Raw genomic sequence first — 19,445 nt, 5'->3', positions numbered from 1 at the left:
TCAGCGCGGTGTCGTATCACATGATGGGCGTGCCGACCGCGATGTTCACGCCGCTGTTCGTGATCTCGCGTACGGCAGGATGGAGCGCGCACATCATCGAGCAGCGCGTCGACAACAAGATCATCCGTCCGAGCGCGAATTACACCGGTCCGGACGATCTGCCGTTCGTGCCGCTGGCGAAGCGCGTTTGACCTGAGGCCGCGAGCTAAACTACCCGCACTGTCCGGCCGGCGCGCGAGCGAAGCGCCGCCCGACGCCGCCGGCATACCGTCCGGCGGCCGATAACCGTCCTGTCCCTACGTCATGAATACTGCCAACCGCAAACGCCTTCCGGGCACCGAGCTCGACTTCTTCGATACGCGTGCCGCGGTCGACAAGATCGAGCCCGGCGCTTACGACAAGCTGCCGTACACGTCACGCGTGCTCGCCGAAAACCTGGTGCGCCGCTGCGACCCGGTGACGCTGACCGCTTCGCTGAAACAGATCATCGAGCGCAAGCGCGAGCTCGATTTTCCGTGGTTCCCGGCGCGCGTCGTGTGCCACGACATTCTCGGCCAGACCGCTCTCGTCGATCTGGCGGGTCTGCGCGATGCGATCGCCGCGCAAGGCGGCGATCCGGCGCTCGTGAATCCGGTGGTGCCGACGCAACTGGTCGTCGATCACTCGCTGGCCGTGGAGTGCGGCGGTTTCGATCCGGATGCGTTCGCGAAGAATCGCGCGATCGAAGATCGCCGCAACGAAGACCGCTTCGATTTCATCAACTGGACCAAGCGCGCGTTCCGCAACGTCGACGTGATTCCGCCGGGCAACGGCATCCTGCATCAGATCAACCTCGAACGCATGAGCCCGGTCGTGCAGGTGAAGGACGGTGTCGCGTTTCCCGACACGCTGGTCGGCACCGACTCGCATACGCCGATGGTCGATGCGCTCGGCGTGATCGCGATCGGCGTCGGCGGCCTCGAAGCGGAGAGCGTGATGCTCGGCCGCGCGTCGTACATGCGGCTGCCCGATATCGTCGGCGTGGAGCTGGGCGGCAAGCCGGGCGAGGGCATTACCGCGACCGACGTGGTTCTGTCGTTGACCGAGTTCTTGCGCAAAGAGAAGGTGGTCGGCGCGTACCTCGAGTTTTACGGCGAGGGCGCCGCGAATTTGACCTTGGGCGATCGCGCGACGATCGCGAACATGGCGCCCGAGTTCGGCGCGACCGCCGCGATGTTTTACATCGACGAGCAGACGATCCGCTACCTGAAGCTGACCGGCCGCGACGACGAACTCGTCAAACTCGTGGAAACCTATGCGAAGCAAACCGGCTTGTGGGCCGATACGCTGAAGCACGCCGAATACGAGCGCGTGCTCGAGTTCGATCTGTCGAGCGTGGTGCGCACGCTCGCGGGGCCGTCGAATCCGCATCGCCGCTTGCCGGTGTCGGAGCTGGCCGCGCGCGGCGTCAGCGGCAAGGTCGAGAACGAGCCCGGTCTGATGCCGGACGGCGCGGTGATCATCGCCGCGATCACGAGCTGCACCAACACGAACAATCCGCGCAACATGATCGCGGCGGGCCTGGTCGCACGCAACGCGAACCGGCGTGGACTCGTGCGCAAGCCGTGGGTCAAGAGCTCGCTCGCGCCGGGCTCGAAGGCGGTCACGCTGTATCTGGAAGAGGCAGGGCTCTTGCCTGAACTCGAACAGCTCGGCTTCGGCGTGGTCGCGTATGCGTGCACGTCGTGCAACGGCATGTCCGGCGCGTTGGACCCGGTGATCCAGAAGGAAGTGATCGAGCGCGATCTGTATGCGACCGCCGTGCTGTCGGGCAACCGCAACTTCGACGGCCGGATCCATCCGTATGCGAAGCAGGCTTTTCTCGCGTCGCCGCCGCTGGTCGTCGCCTATGCGATCGCGGGCACGATCCGCTTCGACATCGAGAAGGACGTGCTCGGCGTCGATGCGGACGGTCATGCGGTCACGCTGAAAGATCTGTGGCCGTCGGATGCGGAGATCGATGCGATCGTCGCCGCGAGCGTGAAGCCCGAGCAATTCCGCAAAGTGTATGAACCGATGTTCGCGGTCTCCCCCGACACAGGCGCGAAGGCCGACCCGCTGTACGACTGGCGCGAAGAAAGCACCTATATTCGCCGTCCGCCGTACTGGGAAGGCGCGCTCGCCGGCGAGCGCACGCTGAAGGGCATGCGCGCGTTGGCCGTGCTCGGCGACAACATCACGACGGACCACCTGTCGCCGTCGAACGCGATTCTGCCCGACAGCGCGGCCGGCGAATACCTGACGAAAATGGGCCTGCCCGAAGAGGACTTCAATTCGTACGCGACGCACCGCGGCGATCATTTGACCGCGCAGCGCGCGACCTTCGCGAACCCGACGCTGAAGAACGAGATGGTGCTGGAGAATGGCCAGGTGAAGGCCGGTTCGCTCGCGCGCATCGAGCCCGAGGGCAAGGTCACGCGCATGTGGGAAGCGATCGAAACGTATATGGAGCGCAAGCAGCCGCTGATCGTGATCGCGGGCGCCGACTATGGCCAGGGTTCGTCGCGCGACTGGGCCGCGAAGGGCGTGCGGCTGGCCGGCACCGAAGCGATCGTCGCGGAAGGCTTCGAGCGGATTCACCGCACGAACCTCGTCGGCATGGGCGTGCTCCCGCTCGAATTCAAGCCCGGCGTGAATCGCCTGACGCTCGGCATCGACGGTACCGAGACGTTCGACGTGATCGGCGAGCGCAAGTCGCGCGCCGATCTGACGCTGGTGATTCATCGCCGCAACGGCGAGCGCGTCGAAGTGCCGGTGACGTGCCGGCTCGATACGGCCGAAGAGCTGTCGATCTACGAGGCCGGTGGCGTGCTGCAGCGTTTCGCGCAGGACTTTCTCGAGTCGACCAGAGCGGCGGCTTGACGGGTAGATGCGCGTTTTGCAGTGAACGTCGCAACAGACCAGGGCGATGCGGCTTGACGAGCCGCATCGCCCTTCATCAAAGAACATGTCACCTCAGGACACCTTCATGGCCCACCTTCCCCAGATCAAGATTCCGGCCACCTATATGCGCGGCGGCACCAGCAAGGGCGTGTTTTTCCGTCTGCAGGATCTGCCCGAGGCCGCGCAGCGACCGGGCGCCGCGCGCGACGCGCTGCTGATGCGCGTGATCGGCAGTCCCGATCCGTATGGCAAGCAGATCGACGGCATGGGCGGCGCGACGTCGAGCACCAGCAAGACCGTGATCGTTTCGCGCAGCAGCCGGCCCGATCACGACGTCGATTATCTGTTCGGTCAGGTGTCGATCGACAAGGCGTTCGTCGACTGGAGCGGCAATTGCGGCAACCTGTCGGCCGCGGTGGGACCGTTCGCGATCAGCGCGGGCCTCGTCGAGGCGAGCCGCGTGCCGCGTGACGGCGTCGCGATCGTGCGCATCTGGCAGGCCAATATCGGCAAGACGATCATCGCGCACGTGCCGATGAGCGATGGCGCGGTGCAGGAAACCGGCGACTTCGAACTCGACGGCGTGACCTTTCCGGCCGCCGAAGTGCCGCTCGAATTCATGGACCCGGCCGCCGACGAAGAAGGCGCGGGCGGCGCGATGTTCCCGACCGGCAACCTCGTCGACGACCTGGAAGTGCCAGGCGTCGGCACGTTGAAGGCGACGATGATCAACGCGGGCATCCCGACGATCTTCGTCGACGCCGAAGCGATCGGCTACAAGGGCACGGAGTTGCAGGACGCGATCAACAGCGACGCGAAGGCGCTCGCGATGTTCGAGACGATTCGCGCCCACGGTGCGCTGCGCATGGGGCTGATCAAACATCTGGACGAGATCGCGACGCGGCAGCACACGCCGAAGGTCGCATTCGTCGCGAAGCCGGTCGATTACGTGGCGTCGAGCGGTAAGCCGGTGCGCGCGGGCGACGTCGACCTGTTGGTGCGCGCGATGTCGATGGGCAAGCTGCATCACGCGATGATGGGCACGGCGGCGGTCGCGATCGGCACCGCGGCGGCGATCGCGGGCACGCTCGTCAATCAGGCGGCGGGCGGCGGCGAGCGTGAGTCGGTGCGCTTCGGGCATCCGTCGGGCACGTTGCGCGTCGGCGCGCAGGCGAGTCGGAAGGACGACGAGTGGGTCGTCACGAAGGCGATCATGAGCCGCAGCGCGCGCGTGTTGATGGAGGGGTGGGTCAGGGTGCCGCAACAGGGCTGAGGCGGCGCCGATGTCGGCCAACGTCAGCGGCACGGAAGGCTACGTAGAGCAGGCCGCCGCGCTGATCGAGCGATGGCGCACGCTGTCGTTCGGCGATCGGCATCGGCCGATTCTCGACTGGATACCGCAGGCGCCGTCGCGCATCGTCGATATCGGCGCGGGCATCGGCACGGACGCGGCCGCGCTCGCGGCGATGGGGCATACGGTGCTCGCGGTCGAACCGGTCGACGCATTGCGCAACGCGGCGCGCGAGCTGCATGCGTCGACGCGCATCGAGTGGCTTGACGATAGCCTGCCTGATCTCGCTGTCGTGCTAGCGAAGTCGAAGCGCATCACTTTCGACGTAGTCATGCTCACCGCGGTCTGGATGCATCTCGATGCGCGGCAGCGCGAACGCGCGATGCCGCGCGTTGCGTCGTTGCTGCGCGACGGCGGCGTGTTGATCATGTCGCTGCGGCACGGACCGGTGCCCGCCGGCCGCCGCATGTTCGACGTTACCCCCGATGAGACGATCCGGCTGGCGAGCGAGCAAGGCCTGCGACTCGTGCGCGAGTTGCGCACGCCATCGGTTCAGAAGGCCAACCGCGACAGCGGCGTGACGTGGACGCGACTCGTGTTCCGTTGACCCCCCGATCCAGGCGCGCCACCGCCGCCGCCTTCGCCGATGCAAACCTTCGCGTCGTCTACAATGGCCGCTCCGGCCGCGCACTCATAACCACTCCCCAGCGGCCGACTCAGTCCCGACGCAGAGGAGCCACGATGCAGAACAGGCTGGACGCCGACGCAACGAAGTCCGGCGACGCGGCGCACGACATCGCGCGCGCGAGACGCGCGGTGCTCGTGATCGCGATTGCGCAATTGCTCGGTACGTCGTTGTGGTTCAGCGCGAACGGCGCGATGCGCGATCTGCAGATCGCCTGGCATCTGAGCGCGTCCGGTATCGGCTGGCTGACGAATGCGGTGCAGGCTGGCTTTATCGTCGGGACCTTGCTGTCGGCGACCACCGGACTCGCGGATCGCGTGTCGGCGAGCAAGGTGTTCGCCGTCTGCGGCGTGCTCGGCGCGACCTTGAATGCGCTGTTCGCGCTGTGCAGCAGCGGGCTCGCGTCGGCGCTCGTGTTTCGCTTCGGCGTGGGCGTCGCGCTTGCCGGCATCTATCCGCTCGGCATGAAGCTGCTCGTTACGTGGGACCCGCGCCGCGCCGCGCAGACGCTCGCGTTGCTCGTTGCGATGCTGACGCTCGGCACGGCGTCGGTGCATGCGATTCGTGCGTTGCTGTCGAGCGTGCCGTGGCAAACCGTGGTGCTCACTTCGTCCGGACTCGCGGTGATCGGCGCGCTGCTGGTGTTCGTGCTCGGCGAAGGGCCGCACGCGCGGCGCTCGGGCAGCCGACGCTTCGGTTTGTCGGCGGGCGTCGGGCAGGTCGTGCGCATCAGCGAGTTTCGCTCGGCCGCGCTCGGCTATTTCGGTCACATGTGGGAGTTGTACGCGTTCTGGACGCTGACGCCGCTGCTCGTGCAGCGCGCGTTCGCGAGCGGGGCGCCGGCGGCGCCGGGCACCGTCGCGTTGTGGTCGTTCCTGATCATCGCGATCGGTGCGCTCGGCTGCCTGTTCGGCGGCAGACTCAGCCAGGTGGTCGGCAGCGCGCGCACCGCCGCTCTCGCGCTGACGATATCCGGCACGCTGTGCGCGATTTATCCGCTGACCACCGGGTTCGGCACCGCCGCGCAACTGGCGCTGCTACTCGTGTGGGGCATCAGCGTGATCGCGGATTCGCCGCAGTTTTCGGCGCTGTCCGTGAAGGCCTGTCCCGCCGACAAGATCGGCGGCGCGCTGACGCTGCAGAACAGCTTCGGCTTTTTCCTGTCCGCATGCTCGATCCTGTGGTCGACCAGCGTATTTCACGCGCTCGACGTGCGCGTCGCATGGCTGCTGCTGCCTGGGCCGATCATCGGTCTGATCGCGATGTCGCCGCTGTTGCGCAAGCAGCCACGCTGGTGATGCTCGCGCTGCGTTACTTGCCGTCGTGCTTTTCCTGCCAGCGCTGCATGAACGCGATCTCGTCATGCTGCGCCTTGATGATGTTGCGCGCGAGCCGCTTGATCTCCGGGTCCTTGCCGTATTTCAACTCCGCCTGCGCCATCTCGATCGCGCCCTGGTGATGCGGGATCATGTGCGCGACGAAATCCCGGTCGGCGTCGCCGGTGTATTCGGGGGCGCTCATCTCATGCATCATGCGCTCGTCGGCGGCCTTGAAGGCATGCGTCGATGCGCCCGCGTCGGTATGCGCCGAATCCGGCATGTCCATGCCGGGCCTGCCCTGATGTTGCGCGTGAGCGGGCAGAGCCGCCGCCGCGAATGCCAAACCGACGAACACACAGAGAGCGCGCAACGCGCGAAGGTTTTTCATATTGGTTTTCCGTTGTTGAAGAGAGTGGCGACGTGATCCGCGCGATTCTAACGGTCACGTCGGACATCGTGGAGCTTCCTGCCGTGGTAAGGTCAAGCGAAGGCAAAGCAACGCACGCCTATAATGAAACGCGACCGGATGACCAAGCCAGCATCATTGGCAGCATCACTCACTCAACGAGGCTGACAGCATGTACATCGCGATGAACCGCTTCAAGGTGGCGCCCGGCTCCGAGGACGCCTTCGAACATCTTTGGACCACGCGCGACACCCATCTGAAAGAGGTGCCGGGCTTCGTCGAATTTCATTTGCTGAAGGGACCGCGCAAGGACGATCACGTGCTCTATTCGAGCCATACGATCTGGCGCGACCATGCATCGTTCGAGACATGGACGAAGTCCGACGCGTTTCGTGCCGCGCATCGCAGTGCCGGTAACGAAAGCCGCGTGCTGTATCTCGGCCACCCGGAATTCGAAGGCTTCGAAGTCATTCAGACCGTCAAATAGCGCGGTGCTCGCGCGGCGCCTGCATGCCGGTTCGCATTCGCGCGGGCATGGCGCATGCACATCCGACGCGCATCGCGCGTGGACATCGAGCTGCTCACGGCAGCGCACCACTCACCAAGGATCGAAAACATGAAAGCCGTCAGAATCGGTTCTCCCGCCACAGTCGATAGCCTGCAGGTCGTCGATCTCGCCGATCCCGGTCAGCCCGAGGCCGGGCAGATTCGCGTGCGCATTCGCGCTAGTTCGTTGAACTACCACGACTACGGCGTCGTCTGCGGCAATCTGCCGGCCGAAGCGGGCCGCATCCCGATGGCCGATGGCGCGGGCGTCGTCGAAGCGGTCGGCGCAGGCGTGCGCGAATTCAAGGCCGGCGATCACGTCGTGTCCTGCTTCTTCCCACACTGGGAAAACGGTTCGCCCGCGATCGGCGATTTTTCGACCACCCCCGGCGACGGCGTCGACGGCTACGCGCGCGAAGTCGTGGTGCTGCCGAGCCACTACTTCACGCGCGCGCCGGCCGGCTACAGCCACGCCGAAGCGGCGACGCTGACCACGGCGGGGCTGACCGCGTGGCGCGCGCTGGTCGTCGATGGTCAGTTGAAGGCAGGCAGCAGCGTGCTCGTGCTCGGCACCGGCGGCGTGTCGATCTTCGGCTTGCAGATGGCGAGGGCGATGGGGGCCTCGGTGATCGCGACGTCGTCGTCGAATGCGAAGCTCGCGAAGCTGCGCGAACTGGGTGCCGACCATACGATCAACTATCGCGACAATCCCGAGTGGGGCAAAGAAGTGCGTCACATCACCAACGGGCGCGGCGTCGATCACGTGATCGAGGTGGGTGGTCCCGGCACGTTGCCGCAGTCGATCACCGCATGCCGCATCGGCGGGCACATCGCGCTGATCGGCGTGCTGACCGGCCGCGCGGGTCAGGTGCCGACCGCGCATCTGATGGCGCGGCAACAGCGTCTGCAAGGGCTGATCGTCGGCAGCCGGCAGGATCAGATCGACATGGTGCGCGCGCTGGAGACCACGGGCATCAAGCCGGTGATCGACAGCACGTTCGCGCTGGACAAGCTCGCCGACGCGTTCCGGCACGAGGCATCGGGTGCGCACTTCGGCAAGATTTGTGTGGCGATCTGAGGATTCAACGCTCGCGCCCGGCCCGCATGACCCGCGGGATCGCTAGGTCCGCGAAACTGACACCCGTCGCCTCGCAGGCCTGCGTGAACCCTTCGTCGTAACTCGTGAAAAACACCGTGCGCGTCGTGCCGAGCATTCTGAACAGCTCGGCGAGCACCGCGCGCGCCGACGCGTCGAGTCCGCCGGCCGGTTCGTCGGCGATCAGCACGCGGGTTTCGCCGAGCGCGGCCGCCGTCAGAAACACCTTTTTGCGGTTGCCATACGACATCTGCTCGAAACGTTTGTCCAGATGCGGCGCGAGGCCGAAGCGTTCGGCGAGCGCGAGCACGTCGTCGGTCAGCGCGGTGTGCCGCGCCGCCGCAACCTGCCGCAGATAATCGCGGCCGGTCTGATCGGGCCAGCTCATGCTGTCTTCCGGCACATACGTGAGCAGCGCTTGCGCGGCATGCGGCGCGGCGCGCAGCGAATGACCGCCGAGCCATACGTCGCCGGTGTCGGGTTCGAGCGCGCCGGCGAGGATGGCGAGCAACGTCGATTTGCCGCTGCCGGATTCATCGTTCAACGCGACGCAGCCGGACGTCGCGTCGAAGTGCAGTCCTTCGAACAGGACACGGTCGCTATAGCGCTTGCTGAGGTTGTCGAATCGAAGCATGGGTTGGCGCGCAGAGGGCGATGTGAACGCGGCGCAGGATTGCGCCACGCCTCGTGCATGCCGTGCGGGATCTTCGGCACGGCAATTTCGCGCCAGTGTAGCAGCGCGCGCCTGGTTGCTTCGCGCCGTTACGTAGACGTCGGCGTCTCCAGCAAGAATTCCACCATTCGATCACACACGCGTTCGAACATCTGCGTGCCCGTCACGGTCGGGCAACCGCGCGCGCGTGCCGCTTCGATCAGCGGCGTAAGTGGCGGTTTCGTTACGACATCGCCGACAAAAGTCTTGGCCGGCAAGCGCGCGACGTCGATCGGCAAGGAATCGCCCGCGCGCATGCCGAGCGGCGATGCGTTGACGACCACGTCATACGGACTCGGGTCGAGGTCGGCCGCCGCACCGCGCGCCTTGCCTCGGCCGAGCGCATTGAGCCGTGCGGTCAGCGAACCGGTGCGTTCGACGTCGTTGTCGCGCACGTCGAGCGAGCCGACGCCGCGCTGAATCAGCGCATGGCCGATCGCCGAGCCCGCGCCGCCCGCGCCGACCAGCAGCGCGCGCTTGCCCTGTAGTTCGCAGCCCGCCGCGACGAGCGCCGCAACGAAGCCGGTGCCGTCGAACATGCCGCCATGCCAGCCGCCATCGGCGTTGCGGCGCAGCGTGTTGACCGCGCCAAGGAACGCGGCTTCTTCGGCGAGCGTCAGGCAATAGCTCGCCGCGGTGAATTTGTGCGGCACCGTGATGATCACGCCGTCGACGTTGCGCATCGGCGCGATGCCCGCGAAAAAAGCCGGCAGATCGGCTGGCGCGACGTGCGCGGGCACCACCAGCGCATCGCGGCCGGCCGAACGCAACGCGGCGGTCACGCCGGACGGCGAGCGCACCTGCGCAATCGGATCGCCGACGATGAAATACACGCGCGTCGCGCCGCTCAGACCCGCGTCGAGCGACGCCGCGAAGGAAGGGGTTTCAGCCGGCTGCATGGTCGAATCTCCTGAAATGGGTGCCCCTATGCATCGTGCCCGATGGCGGGCGCCATGTGTTGCCTGTTGTCGGCTCGAAGCGTTGCGCACGAATGCAAGCGGCGCGATCGACGGCATCACGCTGAGTCAGAACGGGCAGCAGAACGAAAAATCGGTGATGGGTGGTGTCTACCTTGAGCCCGGCATCGCGCCTGGTCGCCGCGATGCGAGTGCGGCAATCCCGCGCGACGAGCTGTTTCAGCGCGCAAAGACGGGCCATACCAGTCGGCATTTCTCACGCCCGCGCCCTATTTTGAGACGCACGGTCAAGCCGCATCCAAAAACTGCGCTATGGTCAAACGGTCAGATTGCAGATCGCTTTCGACTTTAGCGATCGATGCGGCGAAGTCATCAGGCCAACAGGCAGGACGCGGGGGAGCGAAGATGAGCCTCACCAACAGGCAAGCAGCCGCGCAATGCGGCGGGCGGCTTCCGGCCAGATTCGCGGATGGCCACTTGCAGCATCTCGAGAGTGTGCTTGCCTTCGTGGCGCGCAAGGGCGCCGCGCAATCCGGTGAACTCGACCACGTCTATTGGGAGCGGCGTATTCGCGCGCTCGAGGACACGCATCATCTGATCCAGAATCAGCGCGCGCGCATCGCGAAGCTGCGCGACATGTTGCGCTTGCAGGCTCGGGCCAGCGGCGCACGGCGGCCTGAGATGTCGGAGTCGTCCGCGAAGACCGAAAGAAGTGCAGCGTAGAAAGAACCGTCGATGCCGCTCGGCGCCGGCGCCCAAGAAGCAGAACCTGAGAGAAAAGTGGCGATGACGCGAACGGGTCCACAGAGACCCGTCGCTCATCCGCCGGTATTGCCAGCCGATTCGAAAATCCTGACTTAATCGTGGCCTATTTTCAGATCATTTAGGTCTGTCTAAATTGCGCCTTTGTCAGTAATTCTGACTGATTTTAATTGGGGTGCGGTTAGATATAGACATTTAAAAACACGCGCCGCTTTTTACGCTGATAAACTGTGCGCCGGAGCCAAGGTGGCGACGCCCTACGCGCGATTCCCGCGTCCCCTTCCGGCGTGTCGATGGCCGGATAGACGGTACAAAGGCCTTTTCCGCGACTTTGACGGAAGCGTACCGCCGGCATACTGCCTTCGGCTAACGCGGCTCACCGGGACGCACAGATCGTCGTCCTTCTGAATTGTCCTTTGAGCCTCGCCGTGTGGCGCTTCGCCCCCAGCCGATTTTCCGCGGACTCCGCCTTCCGATTTCGACAGGTAAGTTTGACAGACAGCTTGATTAAGTAAGGGCTTGTTCAAGTCCGCATTTTGGAAATGACTCATGAAGCCGGGAAATAATTCGCTTGGGAAAAAGCGCGCACGCAAAATTGCGGTGGCGGCTATGGCGGTGCTGATCGCGGTGTTCGTCGGTTGGGGCGTCTGGTATATCCAGCATCGCGCCGAGCCGCAGGCGCCGGCGCTGAGCGGCATTGCGAGCCAGATGCGTCACGATGCATCCGCGTGGACGCATGCGGAGAAGGATGCGTCCACGATGCTGCGCGACATTCACGACACCAACGTCGCGGCGATCGGCGTGAGTCCCAACGCGATTCTGGTGTCGCTGCGTGACGGCTCGAAGTACTTCGTCACCGATCACAACGCAACCTTCTCGCACGCGCTGCTGCTGGGCGAGCGCTCCGACGCCGCCGCGTATCAGCTCGTATGGCTGCCCGACGTCGACATCCACAGCGACGGCGCACGCTGGACCCAGCTGTTCGAACAGTTCCGCGACGCGCTGAGCGTGCTGCTGCCGCTCGCGCTGATCGGCGGCATGGCGTGGTTCATGCGACGCGAGATGAAGGGCGGCGCGAAGCTGCTCAGCGAAACACCGACGCTGCGTTTCGACGACGTGATCGGCGCGAACGAAGCGAAGGCCGCGCTCGCCGACATTCGCGGTTACCTGTCCGATCCGAAGCAGTTCTCGTCGCTGGGCGTGCGCGCGCCGTGCGGCATCCTGATGGTCGGCGCGCCCGGCGTCGGCAAGACGCGGCTCGCTCAGGCGCTGGCCGGCGAATGCGGCGCGAACTTCATTTCGATCACGGGCAGCTATTTCAGCGCGAAGTACTACGGTGTCGGTATCCAGAAGGTGCGGCACCTGTTCGAACTCGCGCGCAAGAACGCGCCGACGGTCATCTTCATCGACGAAGCGGACGGTCTCGCGAAACGAACCGACACCGGCGGTGGTCCGGTCGAAGCCGAAAGCAACCGGATCATCAACCAGCTGCTCGCGGAGATGGACGGCTTCGAGTCGAACGAGGGCGTGATCGTCGTGGCCGCGACCAACCATCCCGACAATCTCGACGAAGCATTGCGCCGCCCCGGCCGTTTCGATCGCACGGTGCAGGTGCGTCTGCCGGATCGCGAAGACCGCGCCAAGATTTTCCGTTTCTACGCGCAGCGGCTGAAGTCGAAAGCGGCAGATATCGACTACGACCAGCTCGCGCGTTTGACGACCGGCCTGTCGCCGGCCACCGTCGCGATGGTCGTGAATCAGGCGGGGCTGATCGCGCGCAAGGCGGGCGATAACGAAATCGCCGCGAAGCACTTCATGGAAGCGATCAAGATCGCGCGCATCGGCGACGTGAGCGGCGCCGAGCGCGCGCTCACCGAGGACGAGCGCAGGCGCATCGCGGTGCATGAGGCGGGTCATGGTCTGGTCGCGGCGCTGCTTGGCACCGGCGTGCTCGAGGAAGTGACGATTCTGCCGCGTGGCGGCGCGCTTGGCGTCGCGCTGATCACGAAGGCGCAGGACAAGCACCTGTACCGCGAAACGGAAATCCGCAACGAGATCCAGGTGCTGCTCGGCGGACGCAACGCGGAGATTCTGATGTTCTCCGAAGCATCGAGCGGCGCCGCGTCGGACTTGCAGGAGGCCTCGCGTATCAGCCTCGACATGGTGTCGAAGTTCGGCTTCAACCGCGACGGCGATCTGTTCAGTCTCGCGGCGCTGCCGTCGCAGTATGCGGGCCTGCAAATGAAGAGCGCAATCGAGCATGCGAACGTGCTGCTCAAGGAACTCAACGAACTTTGCTACGGGCTACTGCACGCGTACGAGCCGGTACTGCGCGACATTTCGGACCAGTTGCTCGAGCACGAGACCGTACCCGGGGACACCGTTTATCGGTTCATCGCCGAGCACAAGAGCACGCTGAAGATCGTGCACGAGCCTGCGGCGGCTTGACGGGCCTGATGATGCACTACGCGAAGTCCGACGATCCCGGGTCGGTCGGCATCGCGGGAAAGCGCCTCGCGCATCGACCTGGTTCGATCTTTCAGGCTACGTCGGAAGCGACGTTCTCCGCCGCTTTCAATACCGATTCGCCGCGCGCCTTCACTCGCAAAATCGGCGCCTCGATCAACCGCCACGACAGCACCGCAATGCCAAGCGAAATCGCAAACGACGCGACGATGCCAAGCATATGTGCCCACATCGGCACGGTGCCGCCAAACAACGCCTCGGCGTGACGGTTACGCGTCAGATCGGGGATCAGGTTGTGATACAGATAGAAGCCGTAACTGATACGCCCAAGACCGGCGAGCCAACGCGTCTGTAGCAGACCCATCACGGCAGCATTGCGGCAACACGCGATCGAAGCCACCAGCGCCGCGATACCGATCCCGTACGTTGCGCTGATCGCGGTAAACAGCAAGGGATCGTCGAGCATGTTCCACCTCGGCTCGGCCGCGCACAAACCGATCACGACCAGACTCAGCGCGAACAGCGTCAGGCCACGACCGAGCCAGGCACGCACGCGGCCGCGATCGTCCTCGATCACCAGACCACCGATGCCGCCCAACGCGAGCAACCAGACATTGCTCAACGGGTGCGTATAGATCGTGATCTCATCCCAATGCGCGGCGCGCATCGCGAACAGCGCGGCAAGGCCGAGCGCCACGATCGCCCAACATGCCGCTCGATGTCGCCGCGTCGCGAGCAGCAGCAAAAACGGCGCAACGACGAGATAGAACTGCTCCTCGATCGCGAGGCTCCACAAGTGCGAATAGCGGCCCGGCCAGTAACGCAGCACCGAGCCGATCCAGAAGTTGGACAGATACGCGAAGTGAAACGGCATGCCGCTCGCCAGTTCCGGATTCGCGAGGCCGAATGCCATCAGCACGCACATCACGACGAGCATCAGGTAATAGATCGGAAAGATGCGCACCGTGCGACGAAACAGAAAGCGCCCGAGTTCGGTGCGGAAACAGCTGTCGCCCTCTTCGATGCGCGCGCGCCGCGACGACAGGATGCCGATGATCAGAAAGCCGCTCAGCGCAAAGAAGATCCACACGCCGAGATGCCCGATTTCGCCGATGTCGCCGAAGAGTCGATGCTGCAGAAACACCATCAGCACAGCGATCGCGCGCAATCCATCGAATCCGGCAATTCTGTTTTTCATAGACCTCTATTCGCAAAGCGGCGGAAAAGCACGAAAACATCGTACGGGGAAAAAATGCGAAAAAAATCGCAGCGCGCGTTCGATGATTTATTTTCGAGGCTCGCGTCCATCCATGAAGACGGGTGTCCCTGTTTCGTGCATGAAAAGCCGCAAAACTTTCCGCGTGTTCGCTAAAGACGCGCCGAGTATTACCAGTCGCCAACGACTCCATTTCAGAAAGCCGTTGTGAAAGCGAACATTAGAGGCGGATCGTCAGCGCCTTCGCCTGCGTCATAGGTGATGCATTGAACGATCGAGTCTTTTGTCGTTCGCACAGGTCGGCACGCTGATGGGCACTGATAATCATATAGCCGGCCCCCTCCGTTCGACTCGAACGGCTGGCGTAGAGTCGGAGGTGCGAACACCGACGTGACGCACAGGAGGCCGGCATGAACAAGTTTAGTGGAATCGACCTGCACTCGAACAACAGTGTGGTCGTGGTCAGCGATGAAACGGACCGGGTTGTCTACCAGCGGCGGTTACCGAACGATGCGCTCCAGATTCGGGCCGCTCTGGCACCGTACCGGCCCGAACTGGTCGGGGTGGTCATCGAAGCGACGTTCAACTGGTACTGGCTGGTGGATGAGTTAATGGAGGATGGCTATCAGGTCCATCTGGCGAACCCAGCGGCAATCAGGCAGTACGAGGGCCTGAAATACAGCGGTGACTTCACCGATGCAGCCCATCTGGCGCAACTCCTGCGTCTGGGGCTATCGCCAGAAGGCTACATTTATCCAGCAGAAGAGCGGCCAGTACGGGACCTCTCGCGCAAACGAATGCAACTGGTGCGCTGCCGGACCGCACAGATACTCTCAATCGAAAACCTGCTTTCCCGACAGACAGGTCAGCGGATGACCGGAGAAGTGATCAAGCATCTGAGCGACGAGCAGGTAAATGCGCTCGGTTTTGCGCCTGACGTGACGCTCGCCATGCAGGCCAATCTGGCGGTGATGCGCACGCTGCAGGAGGAAATCGCCATCTTGCAGAAGCGACTCATGGAGCGTGTACAACTGCGCCCGGATTATGCGCTGCTGAAGTCGATACCCGGTGTCGGCCCCGTACTGGCGACAACGATCATGCTAGAGACGGGCGCCATCACGCGCTTTGCCGACGTTGGCAATTTCAGCTCATATTGTCGCTGTGTCGATAGCCGACGGGAGAGCAACAACCGCAAGAAAGGCGAAGGCAACACGAAGAATGGAAACAAGTACCTCGCCTGGGCGTTTGTCGAGGCGGCGAACTATGCCATTCGCTACTGCCCGCAGGCGAGGCGTTTTTATGAGCGCAAGAAGCGCGCAAGGAATGGAATCCTCGCAATCAAGGCGCTGGCGCACAAGCTGGCACGCGCGTGCTATCACATGTTGCGTGAGCACCAGCCGTTTGACGTGAAGCGATGTTTTGCCTGACGGGTCGACGCATGGAGGCGAGCCAGTAACGTGACTGGCCTGCAGCCAGGGCTACTGATTGGACGTGCTCCTGCGCCGGCCCCACTGTCTGCGAAAAACCGGATCGCCCAGGCGATGAGCCACAATTGACTGGCGTCGCGAAAGTGACAGCCACGGCTCTGCGATGCAACCCATTGGACGTCGCCTGGCACCAACGTTTCTCTGGGGCGGCAATAGTCGCCAGGGCGGCTGCAGACCTGCGGCATGCTTGATCCCGATGGGTGTCTGGTGCGACTCGGTTCGCAACCAGCTGAGAGAAAGCGGATGTGATCAGGCTCCGTAGGCAGCATGACAGACAACGGAAAAGCATCGCCGGATTGCAGTGCCGATGGAAATACCATCGCCACTGCAATCCGGCGATGGATGAATTCGCGCCTTGACTTGGGCCGGCTAATGGGTGTCACGTTGCTGAGATGTTCGAGTAAGATCGCGTGATGAAGAATGAAAAATCGCTTTACACGGTCATCGCTTTCCAGCGGCGGTCATCAGTTCCGCGGTCCGCTGGTATTTCAGGTTTCAGCTCAGCCTGCGTGATATCGAAGAGCTGCTATTCGAGCGGGGGTTATCGTCAGCTACGAAACAGTCCGACGCTGGTGCGATAAATTCGGTGCCCGTTTCGCCCACCGTGTGAAAGCGGCGCGTCGCAAGCCCGGCACGACATGGCACCTTGACGAAGTATTTGTGACGTTGCGCGGCGAGCCTTACCTGCTGTGGCGCGCTGTTGATCAACACGGGAGTGAACTCGATATCCTGCTACAGAAGCGCCGCGACAAGGCAGCGGCGAAGCGGTTTTTCAAGCGCGTGCTTGCCTCGTGTGCTGAAGCACCGCGCAAGATCGTGACCGACCAGCTGCGCAGCTATCCGGCGGCGAAAGCCGAGATTCCCGAGCTCGCTCATGTGAAGCACGTTTTCGTCAAAGCCAGCGCGCGAATCAATAACCGAGCTGAAAACAGTCATCAGCCGACGCGCGAACGTGAGCGACGCATGCGTGGCTTCCGCGATCCTGAACGCACGCAGGCTTTCTTATCGAGCTTCGGTCCGATCCGTCAGCACTTCGCGCTCAAGCGACACCTGCTACGCGCCTCACTCTACCGCAAACAGCTCGCCACACGCTTCGCCGCCTGGCATTGTTTCACTGAGGCCACCCAAACTCCGTCCGTTTTCTGAGCAGGCGTCTGTCCTCTCCGCTATTGCGTCGCGAATAATTTAACGTGACAGCACCCCTGCTTGGACTACGACTCACGCAACGATGGCACTCTTCCTGTACGGCAATAGACTGTGCAACTAATTATGTGACACGGTAAGACTAGAAGGGCAGTTCAACTGCCACTTTGTTCCCACGAAAGAAGTCTGGGGATCGTGAAAAAGCGGGAGAGGGCACACGCACCCTTTCCCGCCGACCGCTTACCACTGATACGAGGCACCAATCCCGGCAGTCGTGCCACCCGCGGACATCCCAACACCCGCTTTCACCTTGATGTTGTCCTTGATACGAGCCGTACCGCCCAGTGCGATCGCCTGATAACCGTTGTAAGTCGCTGCCGCGATACCGAACGACAGTTTCTTGCCTTGATCGACTTCTGGAATCATCGTCAGCGCGGTAGCGGCGGCGATTCCCGAGTAGGCGTTCCTGGCGAGATTGTTGACCGCCTGGTTGGTCGCGTTGATACGCTGATCGGTGTAGTTGTTGGCCTGCTGAACGCCTTGTGCGACCGAGCTGTTCATCTGACCGACATTGACTGCATCCGTGTCCGCCGTACCCGCTGCGACGTTGGTGATCTGGCGTTCGTGACCCGCTGAACCCACCGATACCGAGTTATCGCGATCCGTCACCGAGCCCTGACCCAACGCCACCGAGTTCGCATTGCCAGCCTGCGAGCCCGTGCCGATCGCCGTCGAGTTGACGCCGGTCGCCGCCGCATTGGTGCCCACTGCCACCGCGTTCTCCGCTGCGGCGCTGGCGTTTGCCCCAACCACCGTGCTGCCCGCACCGGTACCCGGCATCGCCGCGTTAGCCACTGCTTCACTGTTGCGGTCCGACGACGAAACATCCGGGGTGACCGGCTGGATGTTCGACACCTGGGAACCGAGATCCATCACCTGGCCGTTGAGATCCGTCACCTGGTCCTGCAACGCCGACAGCTGGCCGTAGTTCACCGCGTCATACTGGCTCGTGCCGTTCGCCACATTGGTCAGGATCACCGGACCTGCGCTCTGGCCACCACCCAGCGTCACGGAACCGAAGTTCACCGAACCGTCAACGTTACGGTCGTACTGCACCGCGCCCGACAGTTGTGTTCCGACGTCGCCCACCTGGGTCTGCAGCTTCGTGATGTCCGTGGTGTTCTGCGTGACCCGGTCATCCAGGTTGGTGACGGCATCGCCTACGCTATGCACGGTCGTACCGCCCACGCTGTAGCTCGGTGCGCTGATCGTGCCGTCCGCGTTCACGGTCGAGCCGCCACCCAGACCAGCGGCCACGCTCGCCGAGTTCGCATACAGCTGGCTGCCGTTGACGGCTTCCTTGCTGCCCGCTGCAATCGCACCGTCGGCAACGCCGCTCAGCGAGCGCGCGCCATCGGTGCCACCGAAGTCTACCGTCGTGCCGTCCAGGTCCCTGGCCACCGTGATGGTCTTGCTGGTCGCGTCCTGCTTCACCAGGCCGACGCTGCCGCCGTCCAGCTGCTGCGTCAGGTTCGTGACCGAGCCTTCCACGTTGGTCACGCGGCCGTCGATGCTGGTGATCGCCGTCGTGTTGGCCGCAACGTTCGTCGCGTTGTCGGCGATGTTCGTCGTGTTGGCCGCAATGCTGGCCGTGTTGGCCGTCACGTTCTGGTTGGTCGCGTGCAGCTGCGAACCGTTCACCGCTTCGGTGCTGGTGTCGCTCAGCGCACCGGCCTTCACGCCGCTCAGCGAGCGCGCGCCATCGGTGCCACTGAAGTCCACCGTCGTGCCGTCCAGGTCCCTGGCCACCGTGATGGTCTTGCTGGTCGCGTCCTGCTGCACCAGGCCGACGCTGCCGCCGTCCAGTTGCTGCGTCAGGTTCGTGACCGAGCCTTCCACGTTGGTCACGCGGCCGTCGATGCTGGTGATCGCCGTCGTGTTGGCCGTCACGTTCTGGTTGGTCGCGTGCAGCTGCGAACCGTTCACCGCTTCGGTGCTGGTGTCGCTCAGCGCACCGGCCTTCACGCCGCTCAGCGAGCGCGCGCCCTCAGTGCCACCGAAGTCCACCGTCGTGCCGTCCAGGTCCCTAGCCACCGTGATGGCCTTGCTGGTCGCGTCCTGCTGCACCAGGCCGACGCTGCCGCCGTCCAGTTGCTGCGTCAGGTTCGTGACCGAGCCTTCCACGTTGGTCACGCGGCCGTCGATGCTGGTGATCGCCGTCTTGTTGGCCGCAACGTTCGTCGTGTTGGCGGCGATATTCGTCGTGTTGGTCGTCACGTTCTGGTTGGTCGCGTACAGCTGCGAACCGTTCACCGCTTCGGTGCTGGTGTCGCTCAGCGCACCGGCCTTCACGCCGCTCAGCGAGCGCACGCCATCGGTGCCACCGAAGTCCACCGTCGTGCCGTCCAGGTCCCTGGCCACCGTGATGGCCTTGCTGGTCGCGTCCTGCTGCACCAGGCCGACGCTGCCGCCGTCCA

Annotated in this window: 16 protein-coding genes and 1 pseudogene; 12 read left to right on the top strand and 5 right to left on the bottom strand. The window is 63.9% G+C overall.

What is annotated here, in order from left to right; all coding sequences use genetic code 11:
• From F6X40_RS38860 to F6X40_RS38840, 5 genes are all read left to right on the top strand, one after another.
• A partial coding sequence (locus F6X40_RS38860; protein WP_316251885.1) for a citrate/2-methylcitrate synthase occupies positions 1-191 on the top strand: 191 nt, incomplete at its 5' end.
• Positions 192-303: 112 nt separating this feature from the next.
• Positions 304-2,901, top strand: coding sequence for a Fe/S-dependent 2-methylisocitrate dehydratase AcnD (gene acnD / locus F6X40_RS38855; protein WP_187631529.1), 2,598 nt, complete (start codon positions 304-306; stop codon positions 2,899-2,901).
• A 106-nt stretch (positions 2,902-3,007) separates the two neighbouring features.
• Positions 3,008-4,195, top strand: a complete 1,188-nt coding sequence (gene prpF / locus F6X40_RS38850; protein ID WP_187631528.1) for a 2-methylaconitate cis-trans isomerase PrpF — start codon at positions 3,008-3,010, stop codon at positions 4,193-4,195.
• A gap of 10 nt (positions 4,196-4,205) precedes the next feature.
• The gene (locus F6X40_RS38845) at positions 4,206-4,820 is read left to right on the top strand and encodes a class I SAM-dependent methyltransferase (RefSeq protein ID WP_184064936.1); all 615 of its coding nucleotides are present in this window, start codon (positions 4,206-4,208) and stop codon (positions 4,818-4,820) included.
• Between the two features lie 134 nt (positions 4,821-4,954).
• Positions 4,955-6,196: an MFS transporter gene (locus F6X40_RS38840; RefSeq protein ID WP_187631527.1), complete on the top strand. Its 1,242-nt coding sequence runs from the start codon at positions 4,955-4,957 to the stop codon at positions 6,194-6,196.
• A 13-nt stretch (positions 6,197-6,209) separates the two neighbouring features.
• On the opposite strand, the gene F6X40_RS38835 is transcribed toward F6X40_RS38840, so the two are convergent.
• Positions 6,210-6,605, bottom strand: coding sequence for a DUF305 domain-containing protein (locus tag F6X40_RS38835; protein ID WP_187631526.1), 396 nt, complete (start codon positions 6,603-6,605; stop codon positions 6,210-6,212).
• Positions 6,606-6,795: 190 nt separating this feature from the next.
• Here F6X40_RS38835 and F6X40_RS38830 point away from each other — a divergent pair, with 190 nt between their 5' ends.
• Both F6X40_RS38830 and F6X40_RS38825 read left to right on the top strand, forming a co-directional pair.
• On the top strand, positions 6,796-7,110 hold the full coding sequence (locus F6X40_RS38830) for an antibiotic biosynthesis monooxygenase family protein (protein WP_184060459.1): 315 nt from the start codon (positions 6,796-6,798) through the stop codon (positions 7,108-7,110).
• Between the two features lie 129 nt (positions 7,111-7,239).
• The gene (locus F6X40_RS38825) at positions 7,240-8,247 is read left to right on the top strand and encodes a zinc-dependent alcohol dehydrogenase family protein (protein WP_184064948.1); all 1,008 of its coding nucleotides are present in this window, start codon (positions 7,240-7,242) and stop codon (positions 8,245-8,247) included.
• Between the two features lie 4 nt (positions 8,248-8,251).
• Here F6X40_RS38825 and F6X40_RS38820 read toward each other — a convergent pair whose 3' ends face one another.
• Entirely contained in the window at positions 8,252-8,899 is a 648-nt protein-coding gene (locus tag F6X40_RS38820) for an ABC transporter ATP-binding protein (RefSeq protein WP_187631525.1), read from the bottom strand.
• Positions 8,900-9,027: 128 nt separating this feature from the next.
• Positions 9,028-9,876 carry a shikimate dehydrogenase family protein gene (locus F6X40_RS38815; protein ID WP_187631524.1) on the bottom strand — a complete coding sequence of 283 codons (849 nt, stop codon included), beginning with the start codon at positions 9,874-9,876 and terminating at the stop codon, positions 9,028-9,030.
• Positions 9,877-9,958: 82 nt separating this feature from the next.
• Here F6X40_RS38815 and F6X40_RS38810 point away from each other — a divergent pair, with 82 nt between their 5' ends.
• The 3 genes from F6X40_RS38810 to F6X40_RS38800 all read left to right on the top strand — a co-directional run bounded on the left by F6X40_RS38810 (position 9,959) and on the right by F6X40_RS38800 (position 13,104).
• Positions 9,959-10,246, top strand: a complete 288-nt coding sequence (locus F6X40_RS38810) for a hypothetical protein (protein WP_187631530.1) — start codon at positions 9,959-9,961, stop codon at positions 10,244-10,246.
• Between the two features lie 53 nt (positions 10,247-10,299).
• The gene (locus F6X40_RS38805) at positions 10,300-10,617 is read left to right on the top strand and encodes a hypothetical protein (RefSeq protein WP_184064956.1); all 318 of its coding nucleotides are present in this window, start codon (positions 10,300-10,302) and stop codon (positions 10,615-10,617) included.
• A 588-nt stretch (positions 10,618-11,205) separates the two neighbouring features.
• Positions 11,206-13,104 (top strand): ATP-dependent metallopeptidase FtsH/Yme1/Tma family protein, encoded by a 1,899-nt coding sequence (locus tag F6X40_RS38800; RefSeq protein ID WP_187631523.1) that lies wholly within the window; start codon positions 11,206-11,208, stop codon positions 13,102-13,104.
• Positions 13,105-13,195: 91 nt separating this feature from the next.
• On the opposite strand, the gene F6X40_RS38795 is transcribed toward F6X40_RS38800, so the two are convergent.
• A complete protein-coding gene (locus tag F6X40_RS38795) occupies positions 13,196-14,320 on the bottom strand; it encodes an acyltransferase family protein (protein ID WP_187631522.1) in 1,125 nt (374 codons plus the stop codon).
• Between the two features lie 428 nt (positions 14,321-14,748).
• Here F6X40_RS38795 and F6X40_RS38790 point away from each other — a divergent pair, with 428 nt between their 5' ends.
• Both F6X40_RS38790 and F6X40_RS38785 read left to right on the top strand, forming a co-directional pair.
• Positions 14,749-15,765 carry an IS110 family transposase gene (locus F6X40_RS38790; protein WP_187631521.1) on the top strand — a complete coding sequence of 339 codons (1,017 nt, stop codon included), beginning with the start codon at positions 14,749-14,751 and terminating at the stop codon, positions 15,763-15,765.
• Positions 15,766-16,252: 487 nt separating this feature from the next.
• Positions 16,253-16,971: pseudogene (locus F6X40_RS38785) on the top strand (IS6 family transposase).
• 237 nt (positions 16,972-17,208) lie between these two features.
• Here the strand turns inward: F6X40_RS38785 and F6X40_RS38780 are convergent.
• Positions 17,209-19,445: YadA family autotransporter adhesin (locus F6X40_RS38780; protein ID WP_187631520.1), on the bottom strand; the 2,237-nt coding region annotated here is incomplete at its 5' end.

This window comes from Paraburkholderia sp. UCT31 (assembly GCF_014397655.1).
Lineage (GTDB): Bacteria > Pseudomonadota > Gammaproteobacteria > Burkholderiales > Burkholderiaceae > Paraburkholderia > Paraburkholderia tuberum.
This window is presented reverse-complemented; position numbering and strand designations above follow the sequence as displayed.